The sequence below is a fragment of the Streptococcus mitis genome (assembly GCF_946190375.1).
GTDB lineage: Bacteria > Bacillota > Bacilli > Lactobacillales > Streptococcaceae > Streptococcus > Streptococcus mitis_CJ.
In genome coordinates, this window is record NZ_CAMIAF010000024.1 from 1 (window position 1) to 17,736 (window position 17,736).

16 protein-coding genes are annotated in these 17,736 nt (G+C 39.7%); 1 reads left to right on the forward strand and 15 read right to left on the reverse strand.

Annotated features, from left to right (window positions below; genetic code table 11):
• Window positions 1-131: 131 nt before the first annotated feature.
• From gla to N8M09_RS09945, 5 genes are all read right to left on the reverse strand, one after another.
• Window positions 132-1,001 carry an aquaglyceroporin Gla gene (gla, locus tag N8M09_RS09925; protein WP_049491488.1) on the reverse strand — a complete coding sequence of 290 codons (870 nt, stop codon included), beginning with the start codon at window positions 999-1,001 and terminating at the stop codon, window positions 132-134.
• Between the two features lie 317 nt (window positions 1,002-1,318).
• The gene (locus tag N8M09_RS09930) at window positions 1,319-1,813 is read right to left on the reverse strand and encodes an MgtC/SapB family protein (RefSeq protein WP_261065051.1); all 495 of its coding nucleotides are present in this window, start codon (window positions 1,811-1,813) and stop codon (window positions 1,319-1,321) included.
• Window positions 1,814-2,083: 270 nt separating this feature from the next.
• On the reverse strand, window positions 2,084-3,313 hold the full coding sequence (locus N8M09_RS09935) for a tetratricopeptide repeat protein (RefSeq protein ID WP_261065052.1): 1,230 nt from the start codon (window positions 3,311-3,313) through the stop codon (window positions 2,084-2,086).
• Window positions 3,303-4,469, reverse strand: coding sequence for an AI-2E family transporter (locus tag N8M09_RS09940; protein ID WP_261065053.1), 1,167 nt, complete (start codon window positions 4,467-4,469; stop codon window positions 3,303-3,305). Before N8M09_RS09940 ends, N8M09_RS09935 begins: the two co-directional genes overlap by 11 nt.
• A gap of 117 nt (window positions 4,470-4,586) precedes the next feature.
• Complete coding sequence (locus N8M09_RS09945) at window positions 4,587-6,569, reverse strand: peptide ABC transporter substrate-binding protein (protein ID WP_261065054.1); 1,983 nt, start codon at window positions 6,567-6,569, stop codon at window positions 4,587-4,589.
• A 172-nt stretch (window positions 6,570-6,741) separates the two neighbouring features.
• Between N8M09_RS09945 and N8M09_RS09950 the strand changes: the two genes are divergently transcribed.
• Window positions 6,742-7,755, forward strand: coding sequence for a lactonase family protein (locus tag N8M09_RS09950; RefSeq protein ID WP_261065055.1), 1,014 nt, complete (start codon window positions 6,742-6,744; stop codon window positions 7,753-7,755).
• 44 nt (window positions 7,756-7,799) lie between these two features.
• Here N8M09_RS09950 and N8M09_RS09955 read toward each other — a convergent pair whose 3' ends face one another.
• From N8M09_RS09955 to guaA, 10 genes are all read right to left on the reverse strand, one after another.
• Window positions 7,800-8,219 (reverse strand): F0F1 ATP synthase subunit epsilon, encoded by a 420-nt coding sequence (locus N8M09_RS09955; protein ID WP_150922341.1) that lies wholly within the window; start codon window positions 8,217-8,219, stop codon window positions 7,800-7,802.
• A 10-nt stretch (window positions 8,220-8,229) separates the two neighbouring features.
• On the reverse strand, window positions 8,230-9,636 hold the full coding sequence (gene atpD, locus N8M09_RS09960) for a F0F1 ATP synthase subunit beta (RefSeq protein WP_000094357.1): 1,407 nt from the start codon (window positions 9,634-9,636) through the stop codon (window positions 8,230-8,232).
• 198 nt (window positions 9,637-9,834) lie between these two features.
• Window positions 9,835-10,713, reverse strand: coding sequence for a F0F1 ATP synthase subunit gamma (locus N8M09_RS09965; protein ID WP_000301215.1), 879 nt, complete (start codon window positions 10,711-10,713; stop codon window positions 9,835-9,837).
• 15 nt (window positions 10,714-10,728) lie between these two features.
• Window positions 10,729-12,234, reverse strand: coding sequence for a F0F1 ATP synthase subunit alpha (atpA, locus tag N8M09_RS09970; protein WP_000996631.1), 1,506 nt, complete (start codon window positions 12,232-12,234; stop codon window positions 10,729-10,731).
• A 14-nt stretch (window positions 12,235-12,248) separates the two neighbouring features.
• On the reverse strand, window positions 12,249-12,785 hold the full coding sequence (locus N8M09_RS09975; RefSeq protein ID WP_033680125.1) for a F0F1 ATP synthase subunit delta: 537 nt from the start codon (window positions 12,783-12,785) through the stop codon (window positions 12,249-12,251).
• Entirely contained in the window at window positions 12,785-13,279 is a 495-nt protein-coding gene (gene atpF / locus N8M09_RS09980; RefSeq protein ID WP_000558550.1) for a F0F1 ATP synthase subunit B, read from the reverse strand. Before atpF ends, N8M09_RS09975 begins: the two co-directional genes overlap by 1 nt.
• 13 nt (window positions 13,280-13,292) lie before the next feature.
• Window positions 13,293-14,006 carry a F0F1 ATP synthase subunit A gene (gene atpB, locus N8M09_RS09985; RefSeq protein ID WP_261065056.1) on the reverse strand — a complete coding sequence of 238 codons (714 nt, stop codon included), beginning with the start codon at window positions 14,004-14,006 and terminating at the stop codon, window positions 13,293-13,295.
• A gap of 32 nt (window positions 14,007-14,038) precedes the next feature.
• Window positions 14,039-14,239 carry a F0F1 ATP synthase subunit C gene (locus tag N8M09_RS09990; RefSeq protein ID WP_001054559.1) on the reverse strand — a complete coding sequence of 67 codons (201 nt, stop codon included), beginning with the start codon at window positions 14,237-14,239 and terminating at the stop codon, window positions 14,039-14,041.
• A 304-nt stretch (window positions 14,240-14,543) separates the two neighbouring features.
• Window positions 14,544-15,830, reverse strand: coding sequence for a peptidase U32 family protein (locus tag N8M09_RS09995; protein WP_101784740.1), 1,287 nt, complete (start codon window positions 15,828-15,830; stop codon window positions 14,544-14,546).
• A gap of 241 nt (window positions 15,831-16,071) precedes the next feature.
• Complete coding sequence (gene guaA / locus N8M09_RS10000; RefSeq protein ID WP_261065057.1) at window positions 16,072-17,634, reverse strand: glutamine-hydrolyzing GMP synthase; 1,563 nt, start codon at window positions 17,632-17,634, stop codon at window positions 16,072-16,074.
• Window positions 17,635-17,736: the final 102 nt, after the last annotated feature.

Below are 17,736 nucleotides of genomic sequence, written 5' to 3' on the forward strand. Positions count from 1 at the left end.
ATCATCATAAGTTAATTTCATAATAAAAACACCCCAAAAGTTAGATTTTTCTGTCTAACTTTTGGGGTGCAGTTCATATTGCGTTTTTAATTTTTCTTCAATCTATTACAATAGATAGAGAACTCAATTTCTTATAGGTAAAGGAATTTGAAAATAGCTACTGCCGCAATTGCTGCTGCAATCGGTGCTACTACTGGTACCCAAGAGTACCACCATTTTGAATCGCCTTTATGCTCACCAAGAACTGATTTTGGAAGGAAAGCATGAAGGAGACGTGGTCCCAAGTCACGGGCTGGGTTCAAGGCAGGTCCTGTAGGTCCACCAAGTGATGTTACCAAGGCCATAACAAGGAATCCAAGTGCCAAGTGAGCTACTGAAAGTCCTGAAGCAGTATGTGGTGCTACTTGGGCTTTGATTGCTAAATCAGAAAAGTCAACATTTTGACCTGCTTGACTAGCCATTTGTTTCATGTATTGAAGCACTTCAGAACCAAAGAAGTTTTTAGTCATTCCAAGGGCTGCAAAGAAAAGAACAAATGATCCAACAAACTCATTTACAAAACCATTAACAGTTGCTGCAAAATGTGATTCTTTTGTACCATTATCCAAACTTGAAATTGTTGAGAAAGTCCCCAAAATGTTGTTTGGATTTTCAGTTTTCAAGTAGTATGGGCGGTGCGTTGCCACAACCAAGGCTTGACCAAAGATAGCACCCAAAACTTGTGCAATGATATAAGGCGCAACTTGTGCCCAAGGGAAAAGACCGCTGATTGCAAGTCCAAGAGTGAAGGCTGGGTTGATGTGGTTTCCAGATACGTTACCAAACATCAAGGCTGGGATCATAACCCCCATACCATAACCAACAGCGATAACGATCCAGCCACTTTGGTGACCTTTCGTACCTTTAAGTTCAACGTTGGCAACTGCACCATTTCCAAGAATGATCAAAATAGCAGTTCCCAAAAATTCAGTGGCATATTTAATTGCCCATGTGAAATCCATTTGATAGATTCTCCTTAAAATTTTTTAGACAATCCTTATTCTATCAATTTTTACATCTTTTAGCAACTACTTTCCCGAAAGATTGTGGCAGAAAACGGTTCCAAAACTTATAAACTAATCTTTGTTTTCAAGATATCCCCAGTTCATTATGTTATCTACGCTAATCTGATGCTTTTATGTCAATTCCTCCTGATACATAGTATAGGGAATAAGAAGTATCTTTCCCCATTCACCAATAAGAGTTTTGCTATGAAAACAAAACTCTATCCTTCTAATGAAACAATCTTAACCTGATTTACATAAAAATTCTCGTCACATTACCATAAAACCTCAGCCATATTTTTGTAAGAAATGGACTTATCGTGATCTGCTCTAATCGTAAGATTATAACCACTTTCATTCCTATCCATGTCAATATTTAGATTGTAAAATCCCTTCTGTTCAATGAGAATATTCAAGGTATCTATTGAAGGTTTATTGGTTACAAATCCTGTCATTCTGATATGGTAATGGGTATCACTCTTCAAAAATTTGGAGCTACTTTTCTGAACAGAGACAACAATTAGACTACAAAATAAGCCTAGAAAGGCAAAACCTGCTCCAATCGCCATCCCAATACCTGCAGTTGCCCAAATACCAGCTGCTGTGGTGATACCACTGATTTTTTTATCCCTCATGAAAATAATACCACCACCAATGAAACTAATTCCACTGACAATCTGGGCCGCAACCCTAGAAGTATCGTAATTTGGCGTATCTAAAAAAGCTTCTTTTGATAAAATCATCATTAAAGTTGCAGTTAAAGCAACCAAAATATGAGTCTTTCTCCCAGCCTGCTTGTGCTTAGATTTTCTTTCATACAGAAAAACAAGATAATAAAATGAGAATAATGTGTCGGACTTCAATCGGTAGAGCTATCGTATCAAGCATTATTTTCCTCCTCTATCACTCATAATTTTATATTATAGTCCTAGTTGAAACTTTTTCAAGAGAATATATTAGTTGAAAATTGTCCTTTTTAAAACAAAAAACCGCAGTTATCTTCTAGTAATAACTTGCAGTTTTCTGTAATGTATGAATTCTTACAATCTCTCAAACAATTCTTGCATTTGCACATCATCGGGAACTAGTTTTAAATAAGCTTGAGCTTTGACTTTTGCTTCCTCAAAGTAGCCCAATTCACGCAAGAGATAGATATAGTATTCCAGAAACTCTGGATTGTCCTTTAAATCTCCTGCCAACTCTTGGTAAAGCTCATAGGCAGTATCCAAATCGTCCATTTCTTGATAGGAACGAGCAATCATCCACTTGGTCAAGAGATTCTCTGGCTCATCATTTTGCAAGTCTAGAATATCCTCATAACGTTCCTGTTCTAGATAAATAGTAGCTAGACGGAGTAAGATTTCTTCCGTATCCTCAGCATCTTCTTTAGCAGTAAGGAGGTAGTTCTCTGCTCCACTAGCATCATGCAATTCATAAGAAAATTGTGAAGCAGCCAGCAAGAGACGAGTTTCAAAGGGATTTTTCTCTAGGCCTTGTTTAGCGATACGCAGGGCTTCTTGAACTTGATGCTCCTTGTGTAAGGCCTGACTATAACCATACTCATAGCCTTCAAAGTCAGGAGAAATGGTATCAAGCTGCTTAAAGTAGAGGACAGCTTTTTGGTATTCTTCTTGATCAAAGTAAAGACTGGCCAACTCAAAAGCTGTTAGGTCATCGTATTCTAACTCCAGGGCTTTTTCTAAAAACTCTGTAGCCGTTTCAAATTTCCCTAACTGTGCATAGGCAAAGCCAATCCGTTGATAGGTAGAAATGCCTGTTTGCTCATAAATAGTACGATTATCTAACTGGGCATAGCCTTGAATGGCCTCTTGATAATTTTCCAACTCACTATCCAACTCTGCCAAGCCCAATATCAAGAGAGGATCCTCTGAGTAAGTCAATGCTTCTAACAATTTCTCACGCGCCACATCTGTCAAACCTTCCATCTGGTAGAGGTCTGCCTTAAGAAGCAAAGTCGACACATACCAGTCACTGTCAGCTTGGATTTCCTCTAGGTAAGCAAAAGCTTCTTCGATTTGACCATCCTCGCTAGCAATTGTTGCTAGATTTAGATTAACCTCTGGGAAATCCTCTACGATTTTCAGGTAAATTTCCTTGGCCTGAGGATAGAAACCAATTCCTTCTAGATAAGTCGCTAATTCATACAGAAGGTCACTTGGATCATTTTCTAAAGCTTTAACGAAATAGTGCTCTGCCTTAACTAAATCTTGCTCCTCCAAAGCCTGTAACATCTGTTGACTATTGTTCACTCTTAGCTTCCTCTCCTTCTAGTTCATATAGGCCACTAACTACCTTATACCATTCAAAAATCGCTGAAATGACAACCTTTGCAGAGGCATAAACCGGAATACCGAGCAAGACTCCCCAGATACCAAACATAGAGCCCGAAGTTAACAAGACAAAGAGAACATTAATAGGATGGATGTTTAATTGACTTCCCAAAATCAATGGAGAGACAAAACGGCCTTCAATAGTTTGTTCTACGATAAAGACAATCACTACTTTCAAAAGCATGACTGGCCCAGCAATCAAGCCCAATACTAGGGCAGGAAGCATGGCTAGGAAACTACCCAAATAAGGAACCAGATTTAAAATACCAGCAGTAACACCCAACGTAACTGCATAGCGTAGACCAATAATCTTGAAGAAGATGATAAACATTACTGCTACAATAATAGCCACTGTCACTTGTCCTCGAACATAGTTGGACAACTGCTGATTCACATCTGATAAAACTTGTCCAACAGGTTCTTTCAATTTCGTTGGCATGAATTGGGTCAAATAGTGACGTAGGCCTTTCCCATCACGCAAAAGATAAAAGAGCATGAACGGAACGATAATCAAGGCAACAATCACTTGAGAAGCCCCGCTAATAAAGGCACTCACCCAGTTGACTGCCTGAGATGAAACCTTACTTGCCCAAACTGTAGCCTGACTAGAGAAGTTTGTCAAAACTTGCTCTAACTGAGGCCTGAAATCATCTGGTAAACGCTTAGTTACCAAATCGTCAATAACTCTGTCAGCATCTTCGAGGTAGATTGGTACATTTCTTGCAAATGTTAAAACTTGACGTTGCAGATTTGGAATCGCTACTGCCAAGCCCCAAATGATAAAGATAGCGATAATCACAAAAACAGTACTGATAGCTATAACACGATTAACCTTATGCTTCTCCATCCAATCAACAATAGGATTTAATAAATAATATAGCAAACCAGATAGAATAACTGGCAACATCACGACTGCCAAAAAGTCTAAAACAGGTGAAAATAGAAAACTAATCTTACTTAAAATAAAAAGATTGAGTCCCAATAATAAGGTTACCAAAAATACCGTAATGGCCTTGTTATCCAAAAACCACTTGAAAAACCAAGATAGGCTAAAATGTTTCTCTTTTTGATCCATAAATACTTCCTTTCTATTGTTCTCTCATTATACCATTTTTAAATCAAAATAACTCTTTTTTAAAGTGCTTACATGGAGACAGCAACATAAAAAATCCCCTCAAAAGAGGAGATTTGATTAGTCTTGAATATGACGGTCTAAGTTCTTCTGATAATCTGCGTTTGATTTAGCTTTTTCATCAGCAAATTTCTTGCGGAACTCATCCATTTCTTTAGAAGTGACAATCTTATCTTGTAGTTTAAGATATTTATAACTGTTTTCGCCTGTTTTGTCACCAACCCAACCATCAGCACCACTGCCTAATACTTTCTTCGTTACAAGCATTTGGGCACCGTCTGAGTGTACAGGAATAACTAGAGCACTATCTGTTAACCAAGCTTGCGCCTTAGCATATTTAGAATAACGTTTTTGCAGATCTATTTTTTCACTATTTGCATCATCAATCAATTCTTTGTATTTATCCAATCCAACTGTTTTAATGACTGAATTGTCTGTTCCTGGTGCTACACCAAGAGAGCTTAGGAGACTTGGACCTGAAGTTGGATCAAATACATCTAGATAGGTTGATGGATCTGCATAATCTGGACTCCAACCACTATTAACATTAATGTCCCAATCAACATTATTATTTGATGTCGCTAGAACAGTCATGCTTCCCAATTCATCATCAGAAACCTGCTGAATGTCAACAACTACATTTTCAGAACCCAGCGCTTCTTCAATGGATTGCTTATAAGACTGAGCTTGATGAATAAAATCTGTCTGAGTAGATGAAACTGGAAGATCTAAATGAATTGGGAACTGGGCTCCATCAGCTTGAAGAGTTTTCTTAGCAGCTTCAAACTTAGTTTTAGCCTTGTCTACATTATGAAGTGAATCTTGGGCATCATCAAGACTGACATCTTTCCAGACATTATCCAATTTATCCAATTCTGTCTTAGTTACTTGACCAAATGTTTGATCTCCTACTTGTACAAATGTTGGAGGAGTGAAACTTGTACGTAGTTTACGAGGCGCTACTTCATCTCCAAACACCTGAGAAACAGCTGCTTTACGATCTGCAGCAAATGCCAAAGCTTGACGGAATTCTTTATTTAACAAAGCTTTTTTTGTAGATGATTTTTCTGCATCACTTGTTTTAGCAGTATGATTGTATGACACACGATCAATATTAGTAGACATATAGAAGACACTACCTCTTTGTTGGCTGTATACAATATTATCCTTGTATTTTTCTTTTAGACGTTCATAGTTGGCGGAGTTCTTAAAGAGTGGAGCAGCTGGATAATGTCCCTCATCAAAACCTCGTCCTAGGGAGTCTGCATCTTGACCATCAAAGAAGGATAACTTGATATCATCAATAAAGACATTCTGCTTATCCCAGTAGTTTTGGTTTTTAGTCATTTCGATAGAAGATTTAGAGGTAAGTCCCTTAAGAAGGAAAGCCCCATTGTAGAGAATGCTCGTTACATCAGTAGCTTTACCGAAATCATCTCCTTTAGAAGCCAAAAAATCTCCACTTACTGGAGCTAGAACTCCCATCGTTGTCTTAGAATTCCAAAAAGATTCTGGATGATTCAAAGTATAAACAACAGTATAATCATCTGTTGCTTTCACACCTACTGTTGAGAAATCTGTTGTTTTCCCATTTACATAGTCATCCAATCCTTTGATAGAATCCTGTACGAGATAAAGAGCCTGTGATTTCTTATCTGCTGCGTGTTTCAGACCAGTTACAAAGTCTTGAGCCTTGACTTCACCATACTCTTCCCCCTCATTTGTATACCATTTGACACCCTGACGGATTTTATAGGTATAGGTCAAACCATCTTTGGAAACAGTCCAATCTTCTGCAACCGATGGAACTAAATTTCCATATTGATCATTTTCTAGTAATCCGTCAATAACATTACCTGTAATCTGTTTAGTGCTGACATTCCCAGAAACTGTATAATCCAAAGTAACAGGATCTGATGTAAACACATAAGCATAAGTCACTGGCTTAGTAGCATCCTTATTACCATTACCAGATGAACACGCTGCTAGAACGGCAGTAGACAAAACGGCAATTCCAGTCGCTAAAAAAACTCGTTTTTTCATAGTCAAACTCCTTTGATAATTTGATAGATTTATTATAGCACTTTTCAAAAGGAAATCAATACAAAAATAAGTTAAATTTAATATTTTATTATGTTTAATTATGTGTTATAGAATTCCTCCAACTACAATTTTTGTGATATAATAGTCATATCTTTATTATAGAGGTAAAGTTATGAAAGAAACTGTTTATTTTGGAACTTATACACGTCGTACTTCTCAAGGAATTTACAAGGCAGACTTTGATACAGAAACTGGTCAGCTTTCAAATCTAGAACTTTTTGCTACTGAGCCAAGTCCAACCTACCTTGCCTTTGACCAGCACCAACATTTATACACTGTTGGTAGTCAAGACGATAAGGGAGGAATTGCAGCCTATCAAACTGACGGGACTTTATTAAATCATGTCGTTGAAGAAGGAGCTCCCCACTGTTATGTTGCCGTTGATGAAAAGCGTAATTTGGTCTATGCAGCCAACTACCATAAAGGACAGGTCCTTGTTTATAAACGTCAGGAAGACGGTAGTCTTCTACTTAGTGATGTGGATCAACACAGTGGCCAAGGTCCACATGAAAATCAAGCTTCTCCCCACGTTCACTTTACAGATTTAACACCTGACCACTATCTAGTGACCTGTGATTTGGGAACTGACCAAGTCGTCACTTATGACCTTGGTCAAGAAGGGAAATTATCTAAGCTCTATACCTATCACAGCCAGCCTGGAGCAGGCTCACGCCACATCATTTTCCATAACCACTATAAAATCGCTTATCTCATTTGTGAACTCAATAGCACTATAGAAGTTTTAATCTACGATGGTGTTGGCGAATTTGAACGCATGCAGGTCATTTCAACTCTACCAGAAGGCTACGAAGGTTTTAATGGAACTGCTGCTATTCGTCTCTCTAAAGACGGTAAATACCTCTACGCTTCTAACCGTGGCCATGATTCTATCGCAGTATATACAATCCTTGCAGACGGTAGTCTAGAGTTGTTAGAAATCGTTCCTACACATGGTCAGACTCCGCGGGATTTTGATTTGACACGAGACCAAGAATTCCTTATCGCTGTCCATCAAGACTCTGACAACGCAACCATCTTTAAACGCAATCCTGAAACTGGTCGTCTAGCAGAACTTTCCAACGACTTCCATGTACCAGAAGCGGTCTGCATCAGTTTTGCTCTTTAAGAAAACATAAAAAATGAACTTGGTAACTCAAGTTCATTTTTTTCTTATAGTCTATTTCCGACATTAATACGGTTAATGGCACGTTGCAAAGCAATCTTGGCACGACGTTCTTGGTCAATCAAGTGTTTGTCTTGGGCTTCTTCGATTTCGCGCTCCGCACGAAGCTTAGCACGTTCTGCACGGCTAACATCGATATCACGAGCACGTTCTGCAGAATCCGCAACGATTGTGATGGTATTATTGGCAATTTCAATAACACCTCCGTTTACTGCAATCCAGTTCACGTGATCTTCATCATCAATGCGTTTCACCTTTACTTCATCAACTGCTAAAACCGCAATCATATTTTCATGTCGTGGCAAGATCCCCATCTCACCATCCAGAGTTCGAACCGATACATAGCTGGCATGGTGATCATAGACGAGACCATCTGGTGTCACGATCTGGACAGTTAACTGAGCCATAGATCACCTCTTAAAATCCCATTTTTTCAGCTTTTGCAATCACATCTTCGATAGAACCTACACCACGGAAGGCATCTTCTGGCAAGTGGTCATGTTTACCATCAAGGATTTCCTTAAAGCCACGAACAGTTTCAGCAACTGGAACATAAGAACCTGGCTGACCAGTAAATTGTTCCGCAACGTTAAAGTTTTGTGACAAGAAGAACTGGATACGACGGGCACGAGCAACCAAGGTCTTTTCTTCATCAGAAAGCTCATCCATACCAAGGATAGCAATGATATCTTGCAACTCATGGTAACGTTGAAGGACACGTTTTACTTCAGCAGCAACTGCATAGTGCTCTTCTCCAACGATTTCAGGTGCTAAGGCACGTGAACTTGAAGCAAGTGGGTCAACAGCTGGATAAATACCCAATTGTACCAACTTACGTTCCAAGTTTGTAGTAGAATCCAAGTGAGCGAAGGCTGTTGCTGGCGCTGGGTCAGTATAGTCATCCGCTGGCACATAGATAGCCTGGATAGAGGTTACAGAACCCTTTTTAGTTGATGTAATACGCTCTTGCAATTGACCCATTTCCGTAGCAAGTGTTGGTTGGTAACCAACGGCTGATGGCATACGACCCAAAAGGGCAGATACTTCTGAACCAGCCTGAGTGAAACGGAAGATATTATCGATAAAGAGAAGCACGTCTTGGCCTTCTACATCACGGAAGTATTCAGCGATTGTCAAACCAGTAAGGGCAACACGCATACGTGCCCCTGGTGGCTCATTCATCTGACCAAATACCATGGCTGTTTTCTCGATAACACCTGATTCTTTCATTTCCCAGTAAAGATCGTTCCCCTCACGAGTACGTTCCCCAACACCGGTAAATACTGAAATACCACCGTGTTCTTGGGCAATGTTGTGAATCAATTCTTGAATCAAGACAGTTTTACCAACTCCGGCACCACCGAAAAGTCCAACTTTACCACCTTTAAGGTAAGGGGCAAGAAGGTCGATAACCTTAATCCCTGTTTCAAGGATTTCAGAAGAGGTAGACAACTCATCAAAAGTTGGAGCTTTTTTATGAATTGGCTGACGCTCTGCGTCTTCTGTAAAAGGAGCTTCCAAGTCAATGGTATCTCCCAAAACGTTGAAGACACGTCCCAAAGTTTCTTTACCTACTGGTACAGAGATTGGACGACCTGTGTCCAATACTTCCATTCCACGAGTCAACCCATCTGTTGATTCCATGGCGATAGTACGGACCATACCATCTCCCAACTCCAAGGCTACTTCAAGGACGATTTTTGTTTTTCTTTCGTCATTTTTGTAGACGACAAGTGCATTGTTAATCTCAGGAAGTTTTTCCCCTGCTGCAAACAAGACGTCTACAACGGGACCGATAACCTGAGCAATTTTACCTGAACTCATCTCCTTCTCCTATTCTATATAAGATACTGTCGGTTCCTAGCTCAACTAGGTCCTAATACTCTTCGAAAATCTCTTCAAACCACGTCAGCTCTATCTGCAACCTCAAAACAGTGTTTTGAGCAACCTGCGGCTAGCTTCCTAGTTTGCTCTTTGATTTCATTGAGTATAAGTTCATTTTCATACGAGCTGGACTAGAGCTTATTCTAAGGCACTAGCTCCTGCTACAATTTCTGTAATTTCTTGTGTAATCGCCGCCTGTCTGGCACGGTTATACTGAATTGTCAAATCATTGATGACTTTCTTAGCATTATCTGTCGCTGTTTGCATGGCTGTCATACCGGCAGCATTTTCAGCTGTCTTGGCATCGATAATAGCCCCGTAAATCATACTTTCTGCAAACTGAGGCAACAACTGCTCCAAAATTTCTTCTCGGCCTGTCTCTAATTCAAAAGTCAAGCTGTAGTCTTCATCCGCTTCATTTGGATCCAAGTCAACAATCGGAAGCATTTGTTCCACACGCATTTGACTGGTTAGCGTATTGACATGGTGGTTGTAGCAAACATAAAGCTCATCAAAGAGTTCATTTTGGTACATTTCAACAGTTTTTGAAATAATCTTACGAACTTCATCAAAGCTAGGTTGATCTGCCAAGCCACGTAATTCATAAAGTGGTTGAATACCACGAGCCTTAAAGAAGTCAGCTCCCATTCCACCGATACAGATCATTTCAAAACCTTTACCGTCTGGATGGTATTCTTCCTTCAACTCCATAACGGCTTTCAGAATAGAAGAATTATACCCTCCAACCAAACCGCGATCTGAAGTAATGACGATATAGCCTGTCTTCTTCACGGGACGACTAATCAACATCGGATTGGTTGAACCACCAGCTCCATTACCATGAAGAATATCTGTCAAAAGTTTACGCACTTTCTGAGCATAAACTTGGAAGTTACGAGCTGCTTCTTCAGAGCGACCTAGCTTAGCAGCCGATACCATTTGCATGGCATTAGTGATTTGACTCGTATTTTTTGTTGAGGCGATTTTTGTTTTAATATCATTTAGAGATACTGCCATCTGACACCTCTATTCTTATTGGAAGCTGGTTTGATTGAGAAACTCTGTAATCGCAGCATCCAAGACTGCTTCTTCTGGCAAGTCTTTTGTTTCACGAATAGTTTCCAAAATCTCTGGATGTTGAGCATCAAAGAAGACATGGAACTCTTCCTCGAAACGAACAATATCATCTACTGGAACAGTATCCAAGAAACCATGTGTCAAAGCATAGAGAATGGTTACTTGTTTCTCAACAGGCAATGGTTTGTGAACAGGTTGTTTCAAGACTTCAACTGTACGACGTCCACGGTTCAACTTAGCCTGTGTTGCTGCATCCAAGTCAGAACCAAACTTAGTGAAAGCTTCCAACTCACGGTATGAAGCAAGGTCGATACGAAGTGTACCGGCAACCTTTTTCATGGCTTTGATTTGTGCAGAACCACCTACACGTGATACAGATGAACCCGCATCGATGGCTGGACGAATACCCGCATTGAAGAGACCATCGCCAAGGAAGATTTGTCCGTCAGTGATAGAAATCACGTTGGTTGCGATATAGGCAGAGATATCTCCTGCTTGTGTCTCGATAAATGGTAGGGCTGTAATAGATCCACCACCAAGTTCATCAGAAACTTTAGCTGAGCGCTCAAGCAAACGGCTGTGAAGATAGAAAACATCCCCTGGGAAGGCCTCACGACCTGGAGGACGACGAAGCAAGAGTGACAGTTCACGATAAGCTACCGCTTGTTTTGATAAATCATCATAAACAATCAAAACATGTTTCCCTTGGTACATAAATTCTTCTGCCATAGCAACCCCAGCATAAGGAGCTAGGAAAAGCAATGGAGATGGTTGTGAAGCAGAGGCTGTCACAACGATTGTGTAATCCAAGGCACCGTACTGACGTAGTGTTTCTACTTGCGTACGAACGGTTGATTCTTTCTGTCCAATCGCGACATAGATACAGATCATATCTTGACCTTTTTGGTTCAAGATTGTGTCAATCGCAATGGTTGTTTTCCCTGTCTGACGGTCACCGATAATCAACTCACGTTGACCACGACCGATCGGTACAAGGGCGTCAATAGCTTTCAAACCAGTTTGTAATGGTTCTGATACAGACTTACGTTGCATAACACCAGGAGCTGGCGCTTCTACTGGACGAGTTTTATCAGTGTGGATTTCTCCAAGACCGTCAACCGGACGACCAAGTGGGTCCACAACACGACCAATCAGACTTTCACCTACTGGGACTTCCATGATTTTACCTGTACGGCGGATTGTATCGCCTTCTCGGATATCTGTAAAGTCACCTAGGATGATAATACCAACGTCTGTTGACTCCAAGTTTTGAGCCATACCATAAGAGCCGTTTTCAAAAATCAACAACTCTCCACTCATGGCATTTTCAAGGCCATGAGCACGCGCGATACCATCCCCGATATAGGTTACAACACCTGTTTCAGTCACATCAAAATTGGGTTTGAAATTTTCAATTTGTTGCTTAATTAAAGCGCTGATTTCTTGTGCGTTAATTGCCAAAAGAACACCACTTTCTATTTCAAATTTTCTTTAACAACCTTAAGTTGTTGTTTAATACTCACATCAATTGTCTTGTGATTGGCAAAAATGACAAAACCACCAATGAGACTTTCATCGATTTGTTCTTTTACACTCCTTACTTTAAGAGACATTTTTTTCTCAATCAAAGGGAGCAAGCGACTCTTCTGTTCATCAGTTAGAGGATGAGCAGATGTAATCGTCACTTCAAATCGATTTGTTTCTTTTTCAAGTCGGTTCAAGCAATCTACAAGCACATCATAAAAAAGATTTGCTCTGTGATTGTAAATAAGAACCTGGATCAAGTTTTGCAATAAAGGTGACACAGAGTCTTGGAAGAAAGCAATTGTTTTTTCCTTATCAGACTCGTCTACTGCCACTTTTTTTAAAAAAGAAGGTAAACCTGTTTCTTCAGCAACTTGCTTGATTTGAGTCAAGTCTGAAAAGATACGGTCTTCTTCTCCTTTTTCAAGTACCAATTGGACAAAAGGCATGCTGTATTTTTCAATTACCTTTACTGTTTTCTTGTCCATTAAGCTTCTCCTAGCTGATCGATATACTGATCAATGAGTTCTTTATGGGCATGACCGTCAAGGTTTTGTGAGATGATTTTACCAGCCAAGCTGATTGTCAAATCTGCTACCTCACCCTTAACGCTTTGTAAAGCTTCAGCTTTGTTTTGAGCAATTTCTTGGTTTGCTTTTTCTTTTAAGCGTCCTGCTTCTAGTTTAGCATCTGCTAAAATACTAGCCTTACTTTTCTCAGCTGTTTCTTTCGCATTCTCAATGATTGTCTTAGCTTCTTTACGGCTACCAGCCAATTCATCTTCGCGTTTTTGAGCCAATACTTCTGCTTTTTGACGTGCTTCTTCGGCTCTGTCAATATCTGAAGCAATTTTTTCAGCTCTTTCTTCGAAAATGCTTGTAATATTAGACCATGCAAATTTTTTAATCAAGACTAGCAAAAGGATAAAAGAGCCAGCGATTAAAATAAAATTACCAATTAATTCACCTACTGTTACGTGCATCAGTTACTCCTTTCTACTCTTCATCATTAATTTTATTTCCTAGGTACATAGAGGATAATAGTGTAAAGACATAGGCCTGAACACAAGAAATGAACACGGAAAATGCAGTCCAAACTAAGTTTGTCCCAAATGCGATTGGGTACCAAAAAATAGCCTGATGTGAAAGTAGAAGAAGCAAGCTTGTCATTACTTCACCTGCAAAGATATTCCCAAAAATCCGCAAAGCAAGAGAAAGGAAATTCGTGACTTCTTCAAGTAGATTCATCGGTGTCATAAATGCAGGAGTTACAAAACCTTTGAGGTATTGTTTAATCCCACGGCGACGAATCCCCTCAATATGCGCCATCACAATAATACAGAAAGACAAGACAAGGTCAAATGAAAGATTTGCAGTTGGCGATGTCCAAAGGTTTGTTCCATCTGTTGTTTGAAGTTTAGCCATCAAACCAAGATTATTGGCGATGACCATAAAAAGAAATAAGCATAAGTAAAAGAGTGAGTAATCTTTCATGTAGTGGGAACCAAGGTTAGGTTCTGTAAATCCAATTACAAAATCATAGAGATACTCTAGTACATTTTGTTTACCTTTGGGTCTCAAGGTCATATTACGACTTGCCCAATAGATAAATGCAAAAATCAGAAACACAGACAGCAAAGTCAAGGCTGTCAAAGTTAAATCAAAGGTAACAGGACCAATATTGATGGTTGGATTGATACTTTCTTCCATCTAACATTCTCCCTTCTCCAATTTATATTTCGTTATTTAATAATAAATGAGAAGACAAGAGTTACGAAGAAAGTTCCTTCAATAAAGGCAACCCCTAAAAACATCAAGCTACGAAACTCAGCGATAATATCTGGTTGGCGAGCTACTGATTTCAACAAACCATTCATCAACATACCCTCACCAAGAGACACACCCATACAGGCAAGACATAGACCGAAAAATGTTAAATTCATGACGAATTCTCCTTTTAATTAAAATTTACTTACTTAGTTTAGTCCTAAAAATTGGATTTGTCAACTTTTTACTAACATTGAAAGCGTTTAATGAAAATTATTTACAATTTTACTATTTTTAAGCCTATTATATAGAAAACTTTGTAAAAAACTTGTAATAAATCCGACCATTATCTAGACCTTTCTGAAAAATATTGAAAAAATCCGAGATGAAATCTCGGATGAAAATTAATATATTTTCTTGAACCTAATGCTCTTTTAGTAAGAAGAATTAAAGGGAAATCTTTCGTTTCCTACATGTTTATTAAGCACGAACTGTGACGCTGGTTCCATCTTCCTTATAAAGATTGATAAGGCCTTCTTTTAGAGCTCGAACCATGTCTCCAGCTTGAACAGGTTGTGGGACTTTGATTGTCAAGAGTTCCATCGGATTTGGAGCGCGGTCGATTTTATTGCCTTTGGCATCATGTAAATCTTCGATATACGTTTCAAAATGACGGAAACCTGGGCCGTAAAACTCAACTTGGTCTCCTTCATTAATCACATTCCGTTGACGAATGGTTGCTGTTTGTGTCGCATCATCATAAGAAACCACTTCAGCTACAAACTTGTACTCAGGAATTTTACGGCGAGCACCAAATAACTGTTCATTTTCAGATGGTGTACCGTAGTAGAAACCTGTTGCTAATTCACGTTGGGCAACCTTCCACATCTCATCAATCAAGTCTTGCTTGATAGCTTCAAACTTCTCTGGACTTTCTAGATAAGCATCAACAGCTGCCTTGTAGCAGTTGGTTACTGTTGATACGTAGTGAATAGACTTCATACGTCCTTCGATCTTCAGACTGTCCACACCATTTTCAATCATATCTGGGATATGGTCAATCATGGACATGTCAACAGCTGACATTGAAAATCCTTCTGGGATTTCCCCTTTCAAGCTCTTACGTTCTTTCCCAAATGGCATATCGTAGAGGTCATATTTCCAACGGCATGACTGAGAGCATCCACCACGGTTAGCATCACGCATACTCATGTGGTTTGAAAGAGTACAACGACCAGAGTAAGAAATACACATGGCTCCGTGGACAAAGGCTTCAATCTCAACATCTGTACGTTTGCGGATTTCAGCTAATTCTTCCATTGAAACCTCACGCGCCAAAACGACACGAGTCAAGCCCAGTTCTTTCCAGAACTCAAGGGTTTCATAGTTAGTGGCACTTGCTTGAGTGGAAAGGTGGATTTCAAGACCTGGTGCTTCAGTCGCTGCAATCATAATCAAAGCTGGGTCAGATACGATAACTGCTGCAATCCCGATATCACGCAGTTTACGGAACCACTCACCAGCACCAGCTTCATTTCCTTCGTGCATAACCATATTGGCAGCTACATAGACTTTGGCACCGTACTTGGCAGCAAACTGGACGCCTTCTTCCATCTGTTCAAAGGTAAAGTTACCTGCACGGCTACGAAGACCATAGGCCTGACCACCGATAAAGACAGCATCTGCCCCATACTGAACAGCTACTTTTAGCTTCTCTAAAGTCCCTGCAGGTGATAAAACCTCAGGACGTTTTAATGTTTTTGTCATGTTTTCTCCTATTTGCAATATAAAAGTTTGACGTTTTTCCTTCTCATTTTATAGTAAATAAGGGATAAAATCAAGCCTAGACAGATTGTTTTGACAATTCTAATATTTTAAGCTTTGTATAATAATTGTTAAACTATCGAATATAAACCAATTTTAACAAGTAGCCAAAAAGTCTAGAAAAGTAAAAACCAGTATCCAATGATACTGGCTCATTAAACCACATAAATTAGTCCTTAGATGACTACTCCCATTCAACTGTTGCAGGTGGTTTACTTGTAATATCATAGACGATACGGTTAACATGATCCACTTCGTTTACGATACGTACTGAGATTTTTTGAAGCACTTCCCATGGAATTTTGGCAAAATCAGCAGTCATACCATCGATAGAGGTGATAGCACGGATTGCAATCGTGTAGTCATATGTACGACCGTCACCCATAACACCGACTGAACGAACGCCTGTGTTCACTGTGAAGTATTGCCAGATATCGCGGTCAAGACCTGCTTTAGCAATTTCCTCACGAAGGATAGCGTCTGATTCACGAACGGTTTCTAGTTTCTCTTCAGTGATTTCTCCCATGACACGGATAGCAAGACCTGGGCCTGGGAATGGTTGGCGCCATACGATATGGTCTGGCATACCAAGCTCTGTACCAAGGGCACGAACTTCGTCCTTGTAAAGAGTGTTGAGTGGTTCTATCAATTTAAACTGCATGTCTTCTGGAAGACCACCCACGTTGTGGTGTGACTTGATAGTTTGAGCTGTATCTGTACCAGACTCGATAACGTCTGTGTATAAGGTACCTTGAGCAAGGAATTTCACATCTTTGAGCTTGCTTGCTTCGTCATCGAAGACATAGACAAACTCGTTACCGATGATTTTACGTTTTTGTTCTGGGTCAGAAACGCCAGCAAGTTTATCAAGGAAACGTTTAGCAGCGTCTGCTTTGACGATATTCAAACCAAACTTACCACCAAGCATGTCCATAACTTGGTCCGCTTCTCCTTTACGAAGAAGACCGTGATCCACGAAGATACAGATCAATTGATCGCCAATCGCTTTTTGGAGAAGAACTCCAACAACTGAAGAGTCAACACCACCTGATAGACCAAGAAGGACACGTTTATCACCGACGGTTTCACGAATTTTTTGGATCTGCATATCAATGAAGTTATCCATTGACCAGTCGCCTTTAGCCTTACAGATGTTAAGGGCAAAGTTACGAAGGATATCATTTCCGTATACAGAATGACGAACTTCTGGGTGGAACTGGATACCGTAAATGTGTTTATCTGGATTTTCGATGGCTGCGTATGGACAGTCAGCTGAAGTTCCAGTACGAACGAAATCAGCAGGAATCTCGGTAACTGCATCGCCGTGGCTCATCAATACAGTCTGTTCATCAGGTGTTGATTCAAAAAGCGCTGATGGTGTGTGAGTAAGAGTTGATTGACCATATTCTCGATTTCCAGCATCACCTGCAGGGACAACTTTTCCTCCAAGTTTATGGGTCAATAACTGCATACCGTAACAAATTCCCAAAATAGGAATTCCAAGTTCGAATATTTCTGGGTCAATATCGAATGAACCATCTTCGTATACAGAATTTGGACCACCTGAAAGGATGATTCCTACAGGATTGATTTCACGAACTTCAGCAGCTGAAATTTTATGGCTTTTTAGTTCTGAAAAAACACCAATCTCACGGATACGGCGTGAAATCAGCTGGTTGTACTGGCTACCATAGTCCAATACGATGATTTTTTCTACATCTTGCAAATCAGTTGAAATGTTGCTCATCTTTTTCCTTTCTCAAAAGAAATATCTTTTTTCAATATTCTATCACAAATAAGGGCGAATTACCAACTAAACAAGGCGAAGATTGACTTTTTCTAGTTTATT

What these genes read in the sequence shown, in the direction of transcription:
- N8M09_RS09955 (WP_150922341.1), bottom strand. Translation starts at nt 8,219, where the DNA reads ATGGCTCAGTTAACTGTCCAGATCGTGACACCAGATGGTCTCGTCTAT.
- atpD (WP_000094357.1), bottom strand. Translation starts at nt 9,636, where the DNA reads ATGAGTTCAGGTAAAATTGCTCAGGTTATCGGTCCCGTTGTAGACGTC.
- N8M09_RS09950 (WP_261065055.1), top strand. Translation starts at nt 6,742, where the DNA reads ATGAAAGAAACTGTTTATTTTGGAACTTATACACGTCGTACTTCTCAA.
- N8M09_RS09975 (WP_033680125.1), bottom strand. Translation starts at nt 12,785, where the DNA reads ATGGACAAGAAAACAGTAAAGGTAATTGAAAAATACAGCATGCCTTTT.
- N8M09_RS09940 (WP_261065053.1), bottom strand. Translation starts at nt 4,469, where the DNA reads ATGGATCAAAAAGAGAAACATTTTAGCCTATCTTGGTTTTTCAAGTGG.
- N8M09_RS09990 (WP_001054559.1), bottom strand. Translation starts at nt 14,239, where the DNA reads ATGAATTTAACATTTTTCGGTCTATGTCTTGCCTGTATGGGTGTGTCT.
- atpF (WP_000558550.1), bottom strand. Translation starts at nt 13,279, where the DNA reads ATGCACGTAACAGTAGGTGAATTAATTGGTAATTTTATTTTAATCGCT.
- N8M09_RS09945 (WP_261065054.1), bottom strand. Translation starts at nt 6,569, where the DNA reads ATGAAAAAACGAGTTTTTTTAGCGACTGGAATTGCCGTTTTGTCTACT.
- gla (WP_049491488.1), bottom strand. Translation starts at nt 1,001, where the DNA reads ATGGATTTCACATGGGCAATTAAATATGCCACTGAATTTTTGGGAACT.
- N8M09_RS09965 (WP_000301215.1), bottom strand. Translation starts at nt 10,713, where the DNA reads ATGGCAGTATCTCTAAATGATATTAAAACAAAAATCGCCTCAACAAAA.
- guaA (WP_261065057.1), bottom strand. Translation starts at nt 17,634, where the DNA reads ATGAGCAACATTTCAACTGATTTGCAAGATGTAGAAAAAATCATCGTA.
- N8M09_RS09995 (WP_101784740.1), bottom strand. Translation starts at nt 15,830, where the DNA reads ATGACAAAAACATTAAAACGTCCTGAGGTTTTATCACCTGCAGGGACT.
- atpB (WP_261065056.1), bottom strand. Translation starts at nt 14,006, where the DNA reads ATGGAAGAAAGTATCAATCCAACCATCAATATTGGTCCTGTTACCTTT.